General features: G+C 65.6%; 17 protein-coding genes. 4 read left to right on the top strand and 13 right to left on the bottom strand.

What is annotated here, in order from left to right:
• Positions 1-278 precede the first annotated feature (278 nt).
• Positions 279-677 carry a response regulator transcription factor gene (locus ABLE91_RS11935; RefSeq protein WP_348931038.1) on the top strand — a complete coding sequence of 133 codons (399 nt, stop codon included), beginning with the start codon at positions 279-281 and terminating at the stop codon, positions 675-677.
• A gap of 104 nt (positions 678-781) precedes the next feature.
• A complete protein-coding gene (locus ABLE91_RS11930) occupies positions 782-1441 on the top strand; it encodes a helix-turn-helix domain-containing protein (RefSeq protein ID WP_510181939.1) in 660 nt (219 codons plus the stop codon).
• A gap of 7 nt (positions 1442-1448) precedes the next feature.
• On the opposite strand, the gene ABLE91_RS11925 is transcribed toward ABLE91_RS11930, so the two are convergent.
• The 6 genes from ABLE91_RS11925 to ABLE91_RS11900 form a co-directional block, all read right to left on the bottom strand.
• On the bottom strand, positions 1449-2225 hold the full coding sequence (locus ABLE91_RS11925; RefSeq protein ID WP_348931036.1) for a ferredoxin--NADP reductase: 777 nt from the start codon (positions 2223-2225) through the stop codon (positions 1449-1451).
• A gap of 24 nt (positions 2226-2249) precedes the next feature.
• Entirely contained in the window at positions 2250-2588 is a 339-nt protein-coding gene (gene fdxA / locus ABLE91_RS11920; protein WP_348931035.1) for a ferredoxin FdxA, read from the bottom strand.
• 281 nt (positions 2589-2869) lie between these two features.
• The gene (locus ABLE91_RS11915) at positions 2870-3733 is read right to left on the bottom strand and encodes an ABC transporter ATP-binding protein (protein ID WP_348931034.1); all 864 of its coding nucleotides are present in this window, start codon (positions 3731-3733) and stop codon (positions 2870-2872) included.
• 10 nt (positions 3734-3743) lie between these two features.
• Positions 3744-4691: an ABC transporter permease gene (locus tag ABLE91_RS11910; protein WP_348931033.1), complete on the bottom strand. Its 948-nt coding sequence runs from the start codon at positions 4689-4691 to the stop codon at positions 3744-3746.
• Positions 4692-4696: 5 nt separating this feature from the next.
• Entirely contained in the window at positions 4697-6133 is a 1437-nt protein-coding gene (locus ABLE91_RS11905; RefSeq protein WP_348931032.1) for an ABC transporter substrate-binding protein, read from the bottom strand.
• A 187-nt stretch (positions 6134-6320) separates the two neighbouring features.
• Complete coding sequence (locus tag ABLE91_RS11900) at positions 6321-7097, bottom strand: Crp/Fnr family transcriptional regulator (RefSeq protein ID WP_348931031.1); 777 nt, start codon at positions 7095-7097, stop codon at positions 6321-6323.
• Positions 7098-7419: 322 nt separating this feature from the next.
• Between ABLE91_RS11900 and ABLE91_RS11895 the strand changes: the two genes are divergently transcribed.
• Positions 7420-8370 (top strand): cupin domain-containing protein, encoded by a 951-nt coding sequence (locus tag ABLE91_RS11895; protein ID WP_348931030.1) that lies wholly within the window; start codon positions 7420-7422, stop codon positions 8368-8370.
• Between the two features lie 237 nt (positions 8371-8607).
• Positions 8608-9612: a Dyp-type peroxidase gene (locus ABLE91_RS11890; protein ID WP_348931029.1), complete on the top strand. Its 1005-nt coding sequence runs from the start codon at positions 8608-8610 to the stop codon at positions 9610-9612.
• Here the strand turns inward: ABLE91_RS11890 and ABLE91_RS11885 are convergent.
• From ABLE91_RS11885 to ABLE91_RS11855, 7 genes are all read right to left on the bottom strand, one after another.
• Positions 9609-10571 carry a HEAT repeat domain-containing protein gene (locus ABLE91_RS11885; RefSeq protein WP_348931028.1) on the bottom strand — a complete coding sequence of 321 codons (963 nt, stop codon included), beginning with the start codon at positions 10569-10571 and terminating at the stop codon, positions 9609-9611. The genes ABLE91_RS11890 and ABLE91_RS11885 overlap by 4 nt on opposite strands.
• A gap of 14 nt (positions 10572-10585) precedes the next feature.
• Positions 10586-10819 carry a 4Fe-4S dicluster domain-containing protein gene (locus tag ABLE91_RS11880; RefSeq protein ID WP_348931027.1) on the bottom strand — a complete coding sequence of 78 codons (234 nt, stop codon included), beginning with the start codon at positions 10817-10819 and terminating at the stop codon, positions 10586-10588.
• A 23-nt stretch (positions 10820-10842) separates the two neighbouring features.
• Positions 10843-12582 carry a fumarate reductase/succinate dehydrogenase flavoprotein subunit gene (locus tag ABLE91_RS11875; protein WP_348931026.1) on the bottom strand — a complete coding sequence of 580 codons (1740 nt, stop codon included), beginning with the start codon at positions 12580-12582 and terminating at the stop codon, positions 10843-10845.
• Positions 12579-12923 carry a DUF971 domain-containing protein gene (locus tag ABLE91_RS11870; protein ID WP_348931025.1) on the bottom strand — a complete coding sequence of 115 codons (345 nt, stop codon included), beginning with the start codon at positions 12921-12923 and terminating at the stop codon, positions 12579-12581. Before ABLE91_RS11870 ends, ABLE91_RS11875 begins: the two co-directional genes overlap by 4 nt.
• Before the next feature lie 123 nt (positions 12924-13046).
• The gene (locus ABLE91_RS11865) at positions 13047-14273 is read right to left on the bottom strand and encodes an alpha/beta hydrolase family protein (protein ID WP_348931024.1); all 1227 of its coding nucleotides are present in this window, start codon (positions 14271-14273) and stop codon (positions 13047-13049) included.
• Between the two features lie 212 nt (positions 14274-14485).
• A complete protein-coding gene (locus ABLE91_RS11860; RefSeq protein WP_348931023.1) occupies positions 14486-15331 on the bottom strand; it encodes an ABC transporter permease in 846 nt (281 codons plus the stop codon).
• Positions 15332-15333: 2 nt separating this feature from the next.
• Positions 15334-16122, bottom strand: coding sequence for an ABC transporter ATP-binding protein (locus ABLE91_RS11855; RefSeq protein ID WP_348931022.1), 789 nt, complete (start codon positions 16120-16122; stop codon positions 15334-15336).
• Position 16123: the final 1 nt, after the last annotated feature.

Here is a 16123-nt window from a genome sequence, read left to right as displayed (position 1 = left end):
GGACCGTTGCCTTATTCCCTCTCCCGCTTGCGGGGGAGGGTTAGGGAGGGGGAAGGGTGCTCGCCGCAGATCCGGATGCGATGTCCTGCTTGAGGAGCCCCCTCCCCAGCCCTCCCCCGCAAGCGGGAGAGGGAGCCTGGCGGGCGTCTCGCACGGGTCTTCCCTCGGAGGGGGGACATGCAGACATTCCCCCCGACTTGATCCGTCTCAAGTCGTCTCCGCCGCTCCCGTGCTGAAGTCGACCATGGACCCGAGCACGGTCCCAGGGGAGACCGCCATTGCCAGCCGAGACAGGGGCCGAGCCGCTGCCGATCATCATCGTGGACGACGATCCCGGCGCGCTGGCCTCGCTGCGCTTCCTGCTGGAGAGCGAGGGCTATGCCGTGAAGGCGTTCCATGGCGGGCCGGAACTGTTCGCCGCGCTGCCGGGCGGGTTGCCGGCCTGCCTGATCATCGACGTGAAAATGCCCGTCATGGACGGCATCGACGTGGTCCGGCGGCTGCGGGAGCTTGAGATCGACGCGCCGGTCATCCTCGTCACCGGCCATCCCGATCCCAAGATCGCCGCCCGCGCCCACGCCGCCGGGCTCGCTTTAATCGAGAAGCCGCTGTCGCAGGACATGCTGCTGAGCGCGGTGCGCGCGGCCAAGGCCGGCGGCCTACGTACTTCCCCTTAAGGGGGCCTCCCTAGGGGCTCGTCACGACATTTCCGGCGGTCGATACGCTGCTAGCTTCTCCTCGTCCAGACATTGAGGAGCCGGCCGTGAGACACGAAGCCCCCATCACCGCGTGGCCCATTCCCGGCCTGCCGCCCGCCGCCCCGGAGACCCTCCTGCTTTCCACCTGCGCCGAGCTGGTGGGGACATCCTTCTTCTATGCCCGCGAAGAAGAGATTTTCGGCGACGGCGAAGAGGCGGATTTCGTCTACCGCCTGGTCTCCGGCGCCGTGCGCACCTGCAAGCTGCTGAGCGACGGGCGCCGCCAGATCGATGCCTTCCATCTACCCGGCGACCTGTTCGGCTTCGAGCCGGACGCCCACCACCGCCTCACCGCCGAGGCGGTGGCCGACACCACCGTGCTGCTGTTCCGCCGCCGGCAGATGGAGGACATCGCCCGGCGCAATGTGGAGGCGGCCTGCCGGCTCTGGGACCTCACGCTGCGCAGCCTCGGCCATGCCCAGGAGCACATGATCCTGCTGGGCCGGCGCACGGCGCTTGAGCGCGTCGCCGCCTTCCTCATGCATATGGATGCGCGGCTGGGCGGCACCGGGCATGTGGACCTCGCCATGCCCCGGCGCGACATCGCCGATTATCTCGGCCTCACGCTAGAGACCGTCTCCCGCGCCTTGTCCCAGCTCCAGCACGAAGGTGCGCTGCGCCTCTCCGGTGCCCGCAAGGTGATGCTGGACCGGCGGCGCATGGCCGCCATCGTCGGCGACTGAGGCGCCCTCAGCCGCGCTCGGCGAAGGCCTTCTCCACCACGAAATGGTTCGGCCGGTGGCCGGCACCTTCCTCGAACGCCCGCGCTTCCAGGAAGGCGCGGGTGTCCTCGATCATCTGGGGGCTGCCGCAGAGCATCACACGATCATGCTCTGCGTCCATGTCCGGCAGGCCGAGATCGGCGAAGAGCTGGCCGCTTTCCATGAGATCCGTGATGCGCCCGCGATTGCGGAACGGCTCGCGGGTGACAGTCGGGTAATGGAGGAGCTGGGTGCGGGCGTAGTCGCCGAGGAATTCATGGCCGCGCACGTCATCCACGATGGCCTCGCCATAGGCCAGTTCCGCCACCTCGCGGCAGCCATGGACGAGGATCACGCTCTCGAACCGCTCATAGGTCTCCGGGTCCTTCACAATGGAGACGAAAGGCGCGAGGCCGGTGCCGGTGGAGAGCAGGTAGAGCCGCTTTCCCGGCTTCAGATTGTCCAGCAGCAGCGTGCCCGTGGGCCGGCGGCCCACCAGGATGGGATCGCCTGCCTTGAGCTCCTGGAGGCGCGAGGTGAGCGGCCCGTCCGGCACCTTGATGGAGAAGAATTCAAGCTGCTCCTCATGGGTGGCGCTCGCCAGCGAATAGGCGCGCAGCAGCGGCTTTCCCGCCACCTCCAGCCCGATCATGGTGAACTGGCCGCTCTTGAAGCGGAAAGCGGTGTCGCGGGTGGCGGTGAAGCTGAACAGCCGGTCGGTCCAGTGGCGGACCTCCAGCACGGTCTCCTGGGCAATATTGCTCATGTGGGGTGCCTGTGATGGTGAAGATCAATCCGCCCCGCCGGGAGCTTCGCTGAAGGCGCTCTCATACTTGCCGTCGACGCCCATCCATTGCTGGGCGTCCTCTGGCGGCTCCTTCTTCTGCGAGATGTTGGGCCATGCCTTCGAAAGGCGGGTGTTCAGCTCCAGCCAGCGCGCCGCCTCCGGATCGGTGTCAGCGATGATGGCTTCCGCCGGGCATTCCGGCTCGCAGACGCCGCAGTCGATGCATTCGTCCGGATTGATGACGAGCATGTTCTCGCCCTCATAGAAGCAGTCCACGGGGCAGACCGCGACGCAATCCATGAATTTGCAGCGAATGCATTTGTCCGTGACCACGTAAGTCATGCGCGCATCCATTTGGAAATCATGATGGATGCTAGCAATGGAGATCACGGGAGACAGGTGATTTGAGATTTGGGCGACAACTAATTTCTAAAAAAGCTTTGGCTCGAGCATGACCCGGCGGGGATCACTCCCTCTCCCGCTTGCGGGGGAGGGCTGGGGAGGGGGCATCGAGCGGAGCGAGATGAGGGACAGGCGGTGGATGGAGGCGAAATGAACCGGGCTGCGCCCGGCCCCCTCCCTGCCCTCCCCCCGCAAGCGGGAGAGGGTTAAACCAAAAGCCCTCACAGCACATCGGAAATACTCGCGCCGTGGAGGTTGATGGCCAGCCCCTTCAGCGCGTCGGCGTTCAGCTCGCCGCCCATGGCCTTCAGGCTCTCCTCGCGGATCAGCGCGGCCAGCTCCGCCCGCAGCGTCAGGAACTCGGCGGACAGGGCCAAGGCCGCATCGCGCGGGCGCGGCAGGGGCACGGTGACCTCCGCCTTGATGGAGCCGGGGCGAGCGGTCATCACATAGATGCGGTCGGAGAGGAAGATGGCCTCGTCGATGTCGTGGGTGACGAACAGAACCGAGATTTCCAGCCGCTCCCAGAGATTGGTGAGGATCTGCTGCATGATCTGGCGGGTCTGCGCATCCAGCGCGCCAAACGGCTCATCCAGAAGCAGCACCCGCGGCCCGGTGGCGAGCGCGCGGACGATACCGACGCGCTGCTTCATGCCGCCGGAGAGCTTGTCGGGATACTGGTCCTCGAACTGGGAGAGGCCGGCGAGGCCCAGCAGCGTGCGGGCAGCGCGCTTGCGCTCATCCGCCGGCATGCCGCGCATCTTGAGGCCGAACTCCACGTTCTCGCGCACGGTCTTCCAGGGGAACAGGGAATATTGCTGGAACACCATGCCCCGGTCGGCGCCGGGGCCTTTCACCGGCTCCCCGTCCACCGTCACCTTGCCGCGCGTGGGCTTCAGGAAGCCCGCCACGGCATTCAGCAGCGTGGACTTCCCGCAGCCGGAGGGGCCGATGATGGAGACGAACTCCCCCGGCCGCACCACGATATCGGCCTCCTCCACGGCGGCCATGGCGCCGTCCATGGTCTCGTAGCTGAGGCAGAAGTCCGAGACCTCGATGAGGCCCTTCTTCGCAGACGCGCTCATGGGTTCGCTCCTAATGCCGTGCCGCCCAGGGAGTGACGATGCGGCCCACCGCCCGGATGGCGAAGGACGAGGCGAGGCCGAGCACGCCGATGCAGATCATGCCCAGTGCGATGTCCGAATACTGGACCAGGGAATAGGATTCCCAGGTGAAGTAGCCGATGCCGAACTGGCCCGAAATCATCTCGGCGGCGATCAGCGAGACCCAGGCGACGCCCATGCCCACCGTGAGCCCGGTGAAGATCTGCGGCAGCGCCGCCGGGAAATAGACCTCCCGGAAGGTGGCCGTCTCCTTCGCGCCGAGGCAGCGCGCGGCGCGCACCAGCACCTCATCCACCGTCGACATGCCGTGCAGCGTGTTGATGAGGATGGGGAAGAAGGACCCGAGAAAGGTGATGAAGACGATGCTCTCCTCGTTGGAGGGCCAGAGCATGATGGCCATGGGCACCCAGGCGATGGCCGGGATGGGCCGCATCACCTCCGAGACCGGGAAGACGAACTCCCGCAGGATCTTGTAGCGCCCCATCAGAAGGCCGAGCGGCACCGCAACGAGCGTGGCGATGGAGAACCCGATAAGGATGCGCCGGCAGGAGATGAGGATGTGCTGGATGAACCGCCCGCTCTGGAACGCGGCCTCCGCGCTCTCCAGCACCTGGGCGGGCGAAGGCACGTTGATGAACCGCACATAGATGGACATGCGGTTGACGGTCAGAACATGCCAGAGCGCGATGAACAGACCGAGCGACAGGCACCCCAGCAGCATTGCGCGGATCGCCCCCTTATTGAGCCGAAACCAGCGCTTGAGCTTCGCCGAGAACCCCGTCTCCGGTGCAGCCGCCACAGGCCGCGCGGGGCGGGGCGGGCGCAGGACGACGGAGCCGGCAAGCGCCGGCTCCTCCGGGGCCCGTGCGAACCGCTCCGGCGCCACCGCCAAAGTCGCGAGAGCCGTATTGTGCTTCATGGCCGTCATCCCCGTCCGGAGGTCACGCTTTTCAGGGCCTCATCGAAGCCCAGCACCTTGCCGCCGTCCTTGGCCGCCGCGGCCTCGGCGTCCTTCTTCAGGAGGAAGGGCTGGATCTGCGTCTTCCCGTCCTTGGTGACGGCGGCATAGAAGGCCTCGGACGCGAACAGCTTGATGCCCTGGGCGGTGTCGAACAGGTAGGTGGTGGCGATCTTCTTACCCTGGCCCTTCAGTTCGGCCAGCGCGCCAAGCGTGCAGGCGGGGCTGGAAAAGGCCTTGATGCCCTCGCCCTCAACCCAGATCTCGCCGGCCATGCGGGCCTGCGTGATCTTCACCTTGCAGAAGCCGTCCTCGCCGCTCACCTCGTAATTGTCGAGGCTCTTCACCTGCTTCTCGTAATCGAGGCCGAGCTCGGCATAGGCCTTGCGGACATAGGTGTCATTCACCCACGCCTTGACGTCGAACTCCTTCATGCGGCCGAGCTTCTGGAGCACGCCGGCATCCATGGCGGCGTCTTCCACCAGCTGCGGCTTGATGGTGGGATCCATGGTCATGATGCCGCCCGGGCCGAGGAAGATGTAGACCACTTCCTTGTCGATGCCGGTCCATTTGGCGATGGCTTCCGCGGCCGCCTTCGGGTCCTTGCGGACCCAGTCATTGGCCTCGATGACGGCCTTGATGTAGGCGGTCACCACTTCCGGATACTTCTCGGCGAAGTCGGTGCGCACCACCACGCCGTGCCAGGTGGGCGCCTTGGTCTCGACGCCGTCGAAGATCTTGCGGGCAAAGCCGCGGAACGGCAGCAGCTCGGCGAAAGGCACGAAGTCGGCGTGGCCGTCGATCTTCTTTTCCTGGAGGTTGGTGGAGCCCACTTCCGGGCTCTGGCTGACGAGCTGGAAATAGTCGGCGGGCCAGCCCTTGTCCTGCATGGCCTTCAGCAGCATGCCGTGGGCCGCGGAGCCGAACGGCACGCTGACCACTTTCCCCTTCAGATCAGAGATCTCGTAATAGGGCGAGTCCTTGTGGACCACGAGCCCGTTGCCCGAGCCGTAGATGTTGTAGGCGGCCACCGCGATGAGCTGGCTCTTGCTCTGCGGGTTGGACTGGAAGGTGAAGCCGTTCACCACCAGCGGATAGTCGCCCATGGCGCCGAACTGGAGCTTGTCGGCCATCATGCCGTTGGTGACGGGCGGGCCGGAGGTGAAGTTCTGCCAGTCCAGCTTGAAGGCGATGTTGGCGTATTTGCCGTCCTTAGGCAGATACTTCTCCAGAAGCTTCAGCTCGCGGATCACCACGCCTGTCGTCACCGTGTTGGTGGTGGTGTCCTGGGTGCCGATGCCGACCGTCACGCTGGTCTGGGCCAGCGCCGGCGCCGCGGCCGCGCCGAGGGCCAGGGCGAGGCCGGCTGCGAGGCGAAGGGGTGAGTGGACACGGTTCCGCATGTGGGTTCACCTCTTGGAAATGCATGGCCCCAGACGCATCCGGGTGCGTCGGCTCTTGCGGCCTTGGCCAATCTTCCGCTCGGACCTTCGAGAGGTTCAAAGGAAGATGCCGCCGGATGGTGGATTAGTTGCCTTGAAAGCGGGCCTGATGAATGTTTCGGCACGAAATGCGTGCAGCGCCCTTGCGTCAGGCACCGCCGCGCATGGCGTGGAGGGCATCCACCTGGTGCACGACGATCTTTGATTTCTCGGCGGTGAGGACGCCCTGGGCCTGAAGCCGCTTGAGCGAGATGGTCACCCATTGCCGGGTGGCGCCCACCATATGGGCGAGGTCCGCATGGGTGAGCGCGGTGCCGATGACGAGGGCATTCCCCTCCCGCACCCCATAGGTGTCGCACAGGTGGAGCAGAAGGTGGGCGAGCCGCTCGGTCACCGAGCGCGTGCCGAGCATCTGGGCCAATGCCGAATAGCATTTCCCCTTGAACGTCAGCCCCTCGATGAGCCCGAATGAGAGTGCCGGCATACGCGCGATGAGGCCGCGAAGAGCCTTGCCGGAAAGGTGCACCACCACCGAATTCGCCGCGGCGACGCCCGACCAGACATGCTGGCCCTGGCCGAACAATTCCGGCCCGCCGACGAAATTTCCCGCATGCCAATAGGCCAGCGTGATCTCGCGGCCCGAGGGCGCGATGTAGAAGACCCGGATGCGCCCGCTCTCGATGAGGAAGATGCCGTCATGGGGCGTGCCCTGCGAGAACAGCATCTTGCCGCGATAGACCACGCGGCGCTGGCCCTCCTTCAGAACATCCTCGCGCTCCTTCAGGGACAGGCGCTGAAGCAAGAGGGGCGGCCCGTTGGCGAGGGCGGCATTCTCGGTCAGCAGCAGAGCCTGCGCGGGCGCGGTGTTCGTCAAGAGGACCGATCCGGTCGCGCGGGACGCACCCGACGCCTGAGTTGCCAGCATCACGGTTCTCCGAGGTTCCACATTGGAACAATCGCAAGAACTGTACCAGCTAATTTTCTATAAAGTCTATAGAATGAGTATACTCATATGCTGAACTCGGAACGTGAACGCTGGGTGTGCCCGCCGCAGCTCCGCTGTCGCTCGGCGTGCCGCGAGGCGCCACCAGCAGCGTTCACATTTTCGTATTCTTCCAATTCTAAGACCGCCATTGGTCACGGGGGGCCGAGCTGCTGGGTCGTTCCAGGCATTTGTGCCGGCGCGATAAAAGCTGCGCCGCCGGACATCCGCGGCCCGTATTTTTATTCAGCTTGGGGATATGAAAATGACCGTTTCCTCCCGGGAAAAGTGGGCCGAGGACGCGCGCTATTTCGAATATAGCAAGGTTGCAAATCCGATCGGGCATCAGACCCCGAAATGCCCTCTTGGCTCTTTTGACCGCCAGCTGCATCAGAGCGGCGAGACCCGCGTCATCCCGCTGGATCTGAGCGCGCACCTCCTGTGCCCCAGCCCGGCGACCAGCCCCAACCTCTGCGCCAATTTCATTCGCATCAATGCCGGCGAGCGCATCTCGACCTCCATCAATGCGACGTCCGAACTCTACTTCGTGATCGAAGGCGAGGGCCAGACGCAGATCAATGGCGAAGCGCTTCCCTGGGAGCAGCACGATCTCTTCACCCTGCCCCTCGGCTCGGCGACGCACATCGCCACCACCGACAGCGTCCTCTACTGGGTTCACGATCAGCCGCTGCTGACCTATCTCGGCGTTCGCGCCGAGACGCCGCGGTTCCGCCCGACCCTCTTCCGGCACGAGGACGAAGACAGCAATCTGAGCGCGATCCGCAAGGATCCGCAGGCGAAGGACCGCAGCCGCGTCAGTGTGCTCCTGGCCAACAGCCAGTGCGCGATGACCGAGACCGCCACGCATGTTCTCTGGGCCATGTACGGCGTCCTGCCCGCCGGCGCGATCCAGCTGCCCCACCGCCACCAGTCCGTGGCGCTCGACCTCATCATCCAGTGCAAGCCCGGCTGCTACAGCCTGCTGGGTGAGGAACTGGATTCCGAGGGCAACATCATCAATCCCATTCGTGCCGACTGGAACACGGCATCTGCCTTCGTGACGCCTCCCGGCTGGTGGCATGCCCACTACAACGAAACCGACGAAGATGCCTTCCTGCTGCCTATCCAGGATGCGGGCCTGCAGACCTTCATGAGGACGCTGGACATCCACTTCTTCCACAAGGATCACCAGAGCTTCATCTCGTTGAAGAAGTGAGAGCTTCTTTCTTCTGAGATTGGACACGCGATCCATCCCCGGCCCGCCGTGATTTGCGGTGTGGCTGGGAGGGATCGGACCGGGCCGCGGCGGCTCAACATGCCGCCGCGGCCCTCGTCTGTCGGCATCCTTGCCTATGGGTTGCGTTTCCAACCGTCCTTGGGATAGCTCCAACCTCGGGACCCTGGACGGGTACAGGCGTGGGCCTGCCATCCATCCAGGCAAGGGGGCATTGGGATGTCAGGGAAGAGCTGGGACAGAGTTCCGATCGACGCGCAGAGCATCGACGCGCCTCTCTCGCGAGCGGCCGTCTTTCTCGTGGTCACCGTCGGGAGCGAGGAGGCGGCGCTCGCAAAGGTCTGCTCAACGCTCGATGGGCTCGACGATCTCGTCAAGACCGTCGGCTTCCGCGATCTCGCCGCCCGGCTGTCCTGCATCGTCGGGATCGGCCGCGATCTCTGGGACCGTCTCCGTTTCGACGCCCGGCCGAAAGAACTGAAGCCGTTTGCGCGGATCGAGGGACCAGTCCATGCGGCGCCGTCGACTCCCGGCGATCTTCTCTTCCATATCCGATCCGAGCGCCCCGATCTGTGCTTCGAATTCGAGCGCATCCTGCTCGACACCCTCGGCCCCGGCGTGACCGTGGTCGATGAGGTGTCGGGCTTCCGCTATTTCGATGCGCGCGATCTTCTGGGCTTTGTCGACGGCACAGCCAACCCCACGGGCCTCGATCTGCCCGCCGCCTCGCTTGTAGGTGATGAAGATGCCGACTTCGCGGGGGGCAGCTATGTCGTCGTCCAGAAGTATCTGCACGATCTCGGCGCATGGGCACAGACCCCGACGCCGCTCCAGGAGCAGATCATCGGCCGCACGAAAATAGACAATATCGAAATCGACGACGACGACGCCCCGCGCAAATCGCACAAGTCGCTGGCCACCATCGTGGATGCCGATGGGAATGAGCATGACATATTGCGCGACAACATGCCGTTCGGCCGTCCGGGCCAAAAGGAATTCGGGACCTACTTTATTGGATATTCCCGATATCTTTGGGTCATCGAGAAGATGTTGCAACGCATGTATATCGGCGACCCGCCCGGCGCGTACGACCGGCTGCTGGACTTCTCGACGCCGCACACCGGCATAACCTTCTTCGCTCCCACCCGCCCGATGCTGCAAGCGCTCGTTCAAGCGGCAGAGGAAAAGCTCACGGCCGCTCCATCGGCTGTGTCAGGACCCTAGGCGGCCGTACGGCAGCGATCCAGCGCCCAGCGCACCAGCTTGCGCACGTCGGGGTCGGGATCGTCATAGGCACGTTCCAGCGCGCCGATGGCGGCTGGATCGGCGATCTCGCCAAGGGCGGCAGCCGCCTCCTTGCGCACATTGCTGAGCGCATGGTCGAGAGCCCCGGAGATGACGGGCACACTGGAGCGCGCCTTGATCTTGCCGAGGGCATTCACGGCCTTCGCCTGCACCTGCCAGGCCTCGTCCCCGGCGGCGGCGATCAGCGGCTCGGTTGCCTCGGGCAAGCGCGCCTTGCCGATGGAGAAGGCGGCCTCCTCGCGCACCTGCCAGTTCTCATCCTTCAGCCCCGCCAGCAGCGGCGGCACGCCTGAGGTGCCCGGCCTCACGAAGACCAGGGCTGCCATGACCGCGCGCCGCACCGTCGGCTCGGTGTCGTTCGCCGCCACCATGAGGGCCGGCAGGGCCGCCTCCGCCTTCAGCCAGCCGAGCACGCCCAGGGCCTCCCGGCGCACCTCGAGATTCGCGTCCTGCAAGGCGGCGAGCGCCACCGGCATGGCGGCCTCCACCTGCATCTCGCGCAGCGCCCGCAGCGCGGCGGCGCGCACGAAGACGCTGCCCTCCCCCGCCCGCGCGATCAGCGCATCGGCCGAGCCCGGCTCCTTCTTTTCTGCGAGGCTCTCGGCGGCGGCGAGGCGCACCGGCTCCTCCTTGTCGTCCAAGGCGGCGAGGAGAGCGAGGGCGACGTCCGTTCCCGCATGTTCGTCCAGTGCCTTGCAGGCGGCTTCGCGGACGGCGGCGTCGGTGTCGCGCGTGCCGGCGATCAGCAGCTCCACCGCCTCCGGCTCCACCGCCTCGGCGAGGCTCATCATGGCCACCCGCCGCACGCCGGCATCCGCGCTGCGGGCGCGCTCCAGGACCTCGTCCATCTCGTCGTCGAACGCCTCGAAGATCGGCATGCTCTTAGCCCTCGTCAGCGCAGGAGATAGGGGATCTCGACCTTCACCGCATGGGTGGGGCAGTCCACCTCGCAGGGCATGCAGTACCAGCATTCGTCATACTTCATGTACGCCTTGCCGGAGGCCGGGTTGATGGCGAGGACGTCCAGCGGGCAGACGTCGATGCAGACCCGGCAGCCCTTCTCGGCGATGCATTTTTCATCGTCCACGGTGACGGGAACGGAGGTGGCGTGGTTCGCGTGGGGCATGATGGATGCTCCGGAAAGGGGTTTTATTCGGCAGCGAGCGGGGCTGCGGTCCGCAGCTGGTGATAGGCGCCCATCTCCTCTTCCGGGATCGGCACCACGTAGGGGTCCACCTCGCGCTTCCTGTGCGCCATCTTCCCCGCCTCATCCTTGTAGAGGAGGGTGTGGCAGAACCAGTTCTCATTGTCAGTGGCGGGGTGGTCCACCCGCCAATGATAGAGGCCCCACCGGCTCTCGGTGCGGTAGAGCGAGGCGGCCGCCGCCATGTCCGCGCAATCGAGGATGGACTGAAGCTCCAGGGAGCGCATCAGCTCGTGCGGGTCGCGCACGCACATCGAGGACAGGTCCTCGCGCACCTCGCGGAACCGCTCCTGGGCGATGCGATATTTGGCGGTGACCTTGGGCGGCTGGAGATAGTCGTTCACCAGGCGACGGGTCTTGAACTCCATCTCATAGGGGGTGAGCCCGTCATCCCGCCGGGTCGGCGCCAGCACCCGCTCCTGCTCGGCGGCGACGAAGGCGTCGTCATAGACCGGCAGGTCGGTGGAGGCGCAGTATTCCGCCGCGTCCCGCCCGGCGATGCCGCCATTCACGAAGGCGCCCAGCATGTAATTGTGCGGCACGCTCGCCATGTCGCCGGCGGCATAAAGGCCGGGCACCGTGGTGCGGGCGTTCTCGTCCACCCACACGCCCGAGGCGGAGTGGCCGGAGCAGAAGCCGATCTCGGAAATGTGCATCTCCACCATGCGCTCGCGATAGTTCGTGCCGCGCTTCTCATGGAAGCGGCCGCGCGAGGGGCGCTCGTTAGAATGCAGGATGGTCTCGATCTCGGTGATGGTCTCCTCGGCGAGATGGGTCATGTTGAGGAAGACCGGCCCGTTGCCGCTCTGAAGCTCGGAGAAGAACTCCTTCATCATCTGGCCCGACCAGTAGTCGCACTCGATGAAGCGCTCGCCTTTATTGTTGGCGGTGTAGCCGCCGAACGGGCCGGTGACATAGGCGCAGGCCGGGCCGTTATAGTCCTTGATGAGCGGATTGATCTGGTAGCATTCGAGGTTCGCGAGCCCCGCCCCCGCATGATAGGCCATGGCATAGCCGTCGCCGCAGTTCGCCGGGTTCTCATAGGTGCCGAACAGATAGCCGGAGGCCGGAAGCCCAAGCCGCCCGGCAGCGCCCGCCGCCAGCACCACCGCCTTCGCCCGCACCACTAGGAACTCGCCGGTGCGGGTGTTCACCCCCATGGCGCCGGCCGCCTGCCCGTCCGGGCCGGTGAGAAGGCGGGTGGCCATGTAGCGGTTGGTGATCATCACCTGGAGGCGGCGCAGCTGGCGGTAGAGCGCCTTCTTCACATGGTGGCCTTCCGGCATGGGCAGCACATAGGTGCCCATGTGGTGGACCTTGCGGACATTGTATTCGCCGGACCCGTCCTTCTCGAACTTCACCCCGATGGAATCCAGATACTGGATCATGGAATAGGAGCCCGTGGCATAGGCCATCACCGCCTTCTGGTGGACGATGCCGTCATTGGCGACGGTGATCTCCTTTACATATTGCTCGGGCGTGGCGTAGCCGGGAATGACCGCGTTGTTCAGCCCGTCCATGCCCATGGAGACAGCGCCGGAGCGCTTCACATTGGCCTTCTCCATGAGCACGACCTTCAGGGAAGGATTCTTCTCCTTCGCCTTGATGGCCGCCATGGGCCCGCCGGTGCCGCCGCCAATGACGAGGATGTCGCAATCGACGATCTCGGTCTTGATGTCGCTCATGGATTTTGCTCCGCGGTGTCGGCGTCGGCGAGGGCGCGCAGATAGGAGAAGGGGTAGATTCCGCGCTCGTGACCGTCGGAAAAATGCAGGTTCAGCGCATAGTCGGCGATGGGCGCCACGCTGGTGACGGCGATGCCGGCAAAGCCGCCGGGAAACCGCTCGTCCGCCCGCGCCCTCGTGCACCAGGCGCACCGGCAGGCGGACCTCAGCGCCTCGGCGCCGAACGCGCGCGGCGCCCGGCCCTCCCAGGTGAGGATCAGCGCGTCCCGCGCCGCGTTCAGCCGGATCTCGTCCGGAACGGCTGCGGGATCGAAGAGGGATAGGGTTGGCTGGGCCGTCATGGGTCCGATTGGACACCGCCCGGCCTGGCGTCGATAGCAACTAGTTGCTGAACTGGTCTATTTCCAAGGACCGGATTCTGGCCCGCGCTGCCGCCGGAGCGGACGGCAGCGCGGGGACCTCTCTCAGCGCAGCGGGTGCTTGGCCAGCGCCTTCTGGTCGACGCCGAACGTGTCGGCGAGCCAGTCGATCATCAGCTCCTGGCCCAAGGTGGGGTTGTCGTGCTGGCAGTGCTCGGCGCCGGTCATGTCCGCTTCCACGAGGATCATAGTCACGTCCACGCCTGCGGCCTTGGCGTAGTCGTAGCCCTGCCGCGCCGCCTCCACGCCCAGCACGTCATGGCCGCCATGGAGGATGAGGTAGGGGCATTTCATGTTCTCGAACACGCCGCGCATGTCGAAATCCTTGGTCTTCTCCGCCACCCCCTTCATGCTGTCCGCGCCGAACACCCATTTCATGTGGCCGGCGAGGCCGTGATCCTCGGCGCGGTCCTTGTAGCGCTCATAGAGGCTCAGCACGCCGCCATGGGAGATGGCGGCGGCAAGGCGCGGCTCCATGGCCCCCGCGCGGGCGGCGTAATAGCCGCCGAGCGAGGAGCCGGAGACGGCGATGCGGCTCATGTCCACGTCGTCGCGGGTGGCGAGCCAATCGATGCAGCGGCCGACCGGCACCTCGTAATCGTAGCGGTTCGGCAGATTGTGCCGGCGGATGGTCGCCCCCTGCCCCGGCCCGTCCATAAGCAGCACCGAGATGCCCCGCTGGAGCGCGCCGCGCCCGGTCATGAACCAGAGCTCGTCCTTGTAGGAATCGAGCCCGCCGAAGGAGATCAGCACCGGCTGCTTGCCGGTGTCGTAGGGCGCGCGGATGAAATAGCCGTACATGGGCTTTCCATCCTCCTCATAGGGCACCTCCACGAACTCGCCCTTCGGCACCGTGTATTCGAGGAAGCGCCGGGTGGAGAGTTCGGCCTTCTCGAAGGTGGGCATGCGCCGCGGGTCCTTCGGGTCCAGCCAGAACTCGGCGGAGCGATACATGTCGGCGGCGCGCAAATAGCAATTCATGGCGGTCTGGATGTGGCCCTTGGCCTCCTCCTTTTCGCCGCGCCGGAAGTTGTTGTCGGCCACCACCATCCATTCATCGTGCCATGAGTCATAGTCGCCGGGGATCATGCGGCTCGCGGCGAGGAAGGATTCGGAGACCGTGCCGCCGCCCTCCTGGCTCTCGCCCAGCGCCCGGCGATACTGGTAGGACGGCCAGGGGAATTGCGGCCAATGGTGCCAGCCATAGGGCTCGTAATGGGGCGTCGTGTCGGTGGCGACGGCGTCGATGAGCTTCGCTTCTGTGTCGGCCATGGGAGGCTCCTTGCGGGCGTGCGGAGGCTGGCGCCGGAGCGCGTCAGCTCTTCGGGATGTTGGGACATGGGGCTCCCTCTCCCGCTTGCGGGGGAGGGCTGGGGAGGGGGCACCTCAAGCAGGACAAGCGCCTGACACTCCGGAGAGGATGGCTTCCCCCTCCCTAACCCTCCCCCGCAAGCGGGAGAGGGAATCTTGCGACAGTCTCTTCGTCAGACGGTCTTCATGCCCCAGCGCTCGATGGTCTTCTTCTCGACCCAGTCGAAGAACCAGTTCTCCGAGACCCAGCCGATCATGGCGATGGTGATCATGCCGCAGATCATGATGTCGGGGCGGAGCTGCCAGCGGGCGTCGTCGATGAGGAAGCCGAGGCCGGTGATGGAGGAGATCATCTCCGCGCCCACGATCACGCGCCAGCCGACGCCATAGGTGAGGCGCATGCCGGTGATGATGTAGGGCAGCGAGCCCGGGATCAGGATGCGCCACGTATAGAGGCGGCGGGAGGCGAGATAGACCTTCGCCACCTCGGTGTACTGCCCCGACAGGGTCTGAACGCCGGTCATGGTGTTGAACATGATCGACCAGATGCCGGAGAAGAAGATCACGAACACGGTGGAGGTGAAGCCGATGCCGAACCACAGGATGGCGAGCGGGATCCAGGCGATACCGGGGATGGGATAGAGCAGCCGGCACAAAGGCAGGAAGGCGGCGCGCACCGTGGGCGATGCACCCATGATCAACCCGGCCGGAATGCCAACGAGCGCCGCCAGCGCGACGCCGGTGATCTGCCGCCCGACGCTCGCCGCGGTATTGGTGAGAAGGACGCCGTTGAGGATGAGGTCGCGGAAGGCGAGCACCACCTGCCAAGGCGAGGGGAAGGCCCATTTGGGCATGAAGCCCAGCGTGTAGACCATCTGCCAGATCAGCAGGAAGCCGGCGATGGTGCCGAGGCCCAGCAGGCGCTCCCGGTTCGGCATCCTGAAGCGCCAGGCGGTCTTTGCAGGAGGGACGATGGCCGGCTTGGATACGGCCGATTTGGAGGATGCCATCATGGCCATTCTCACGCTCCCGCCATCATGTCGGCCTGCTCCAGCGCGGCCGCGCGGTTGATCTCTTCGCCAAGCACTGCGCGCACCTCGCGCTGGAGCCGGCCCATGGTCTCGCTGGTCATGTCGCGCGGGCGCGGTTCCTCGATGGTGACGATCTGCTTGATGCGGCCGGGGCGCGCGGTCATCACCACGATGCGATCGGAGAGGTAGAGCGCCTCCTCGATGGAATGGGTGACGAAGATCACCGTCTTTTTGTACTCGCGCCAAATGCGCAGGAGCTCGTCCTGGAGCGTCTCGCGGGTCTGGGCATCGAGCGCCCCGAAGGGCTCGTCCATGAGCAGCAGCGAGGGGTCCACCGCCAGCGCGCGGGCGATGGAGACACGCTGCTTCATGCCGCCGGAGAGGTGGTGGGGGAAGCGGTTCGCGAAGTCCGCAAGGCCGACGATCTTCAGCAGGCGCTCGGAGACCTCGCGCCGCTCCTTCACCGAGCGGCCGCGGGCCTGGAGGCCGAACTCCACATTGTCCCGCACGGTCATCCAGGGGAACAGCGCATAGTCCTGGAACACCACCGCTCGCTCGGGGCCGGGTCCGTCCACCAGCTTGCCGTCGATGCTCATCCGGCCGGACGTCGCCGGGATCAGCCCGGCGACGATCTTGAGCAAGGTGGACTTGCCGCAGCCCGAGGGCCCGAGGAGGCAGATGAACTCGCCCTCCTCGATGGTGAGGTTGATGTCCACGAGCGCGGAGACCTCCGCGCCCTGGTTGCCGTATTTCTTGTTGAGGCCCTCGATGATCACCATC

It is taken from the genome of Aquabacter albus, assembly GCF_040049275.1.
Taxonomy (GTDB): Bacteria; Pseudomonadota; Alphaproteobacteria; order Rhizobiales; family Xanthobacteraceae; genus Aquabacter.
The sequence above is the reverse complement of the archived record's forward strand: the minus strand, read 5'-3'. Positions and strand labels throughout refer to the sequence as shown.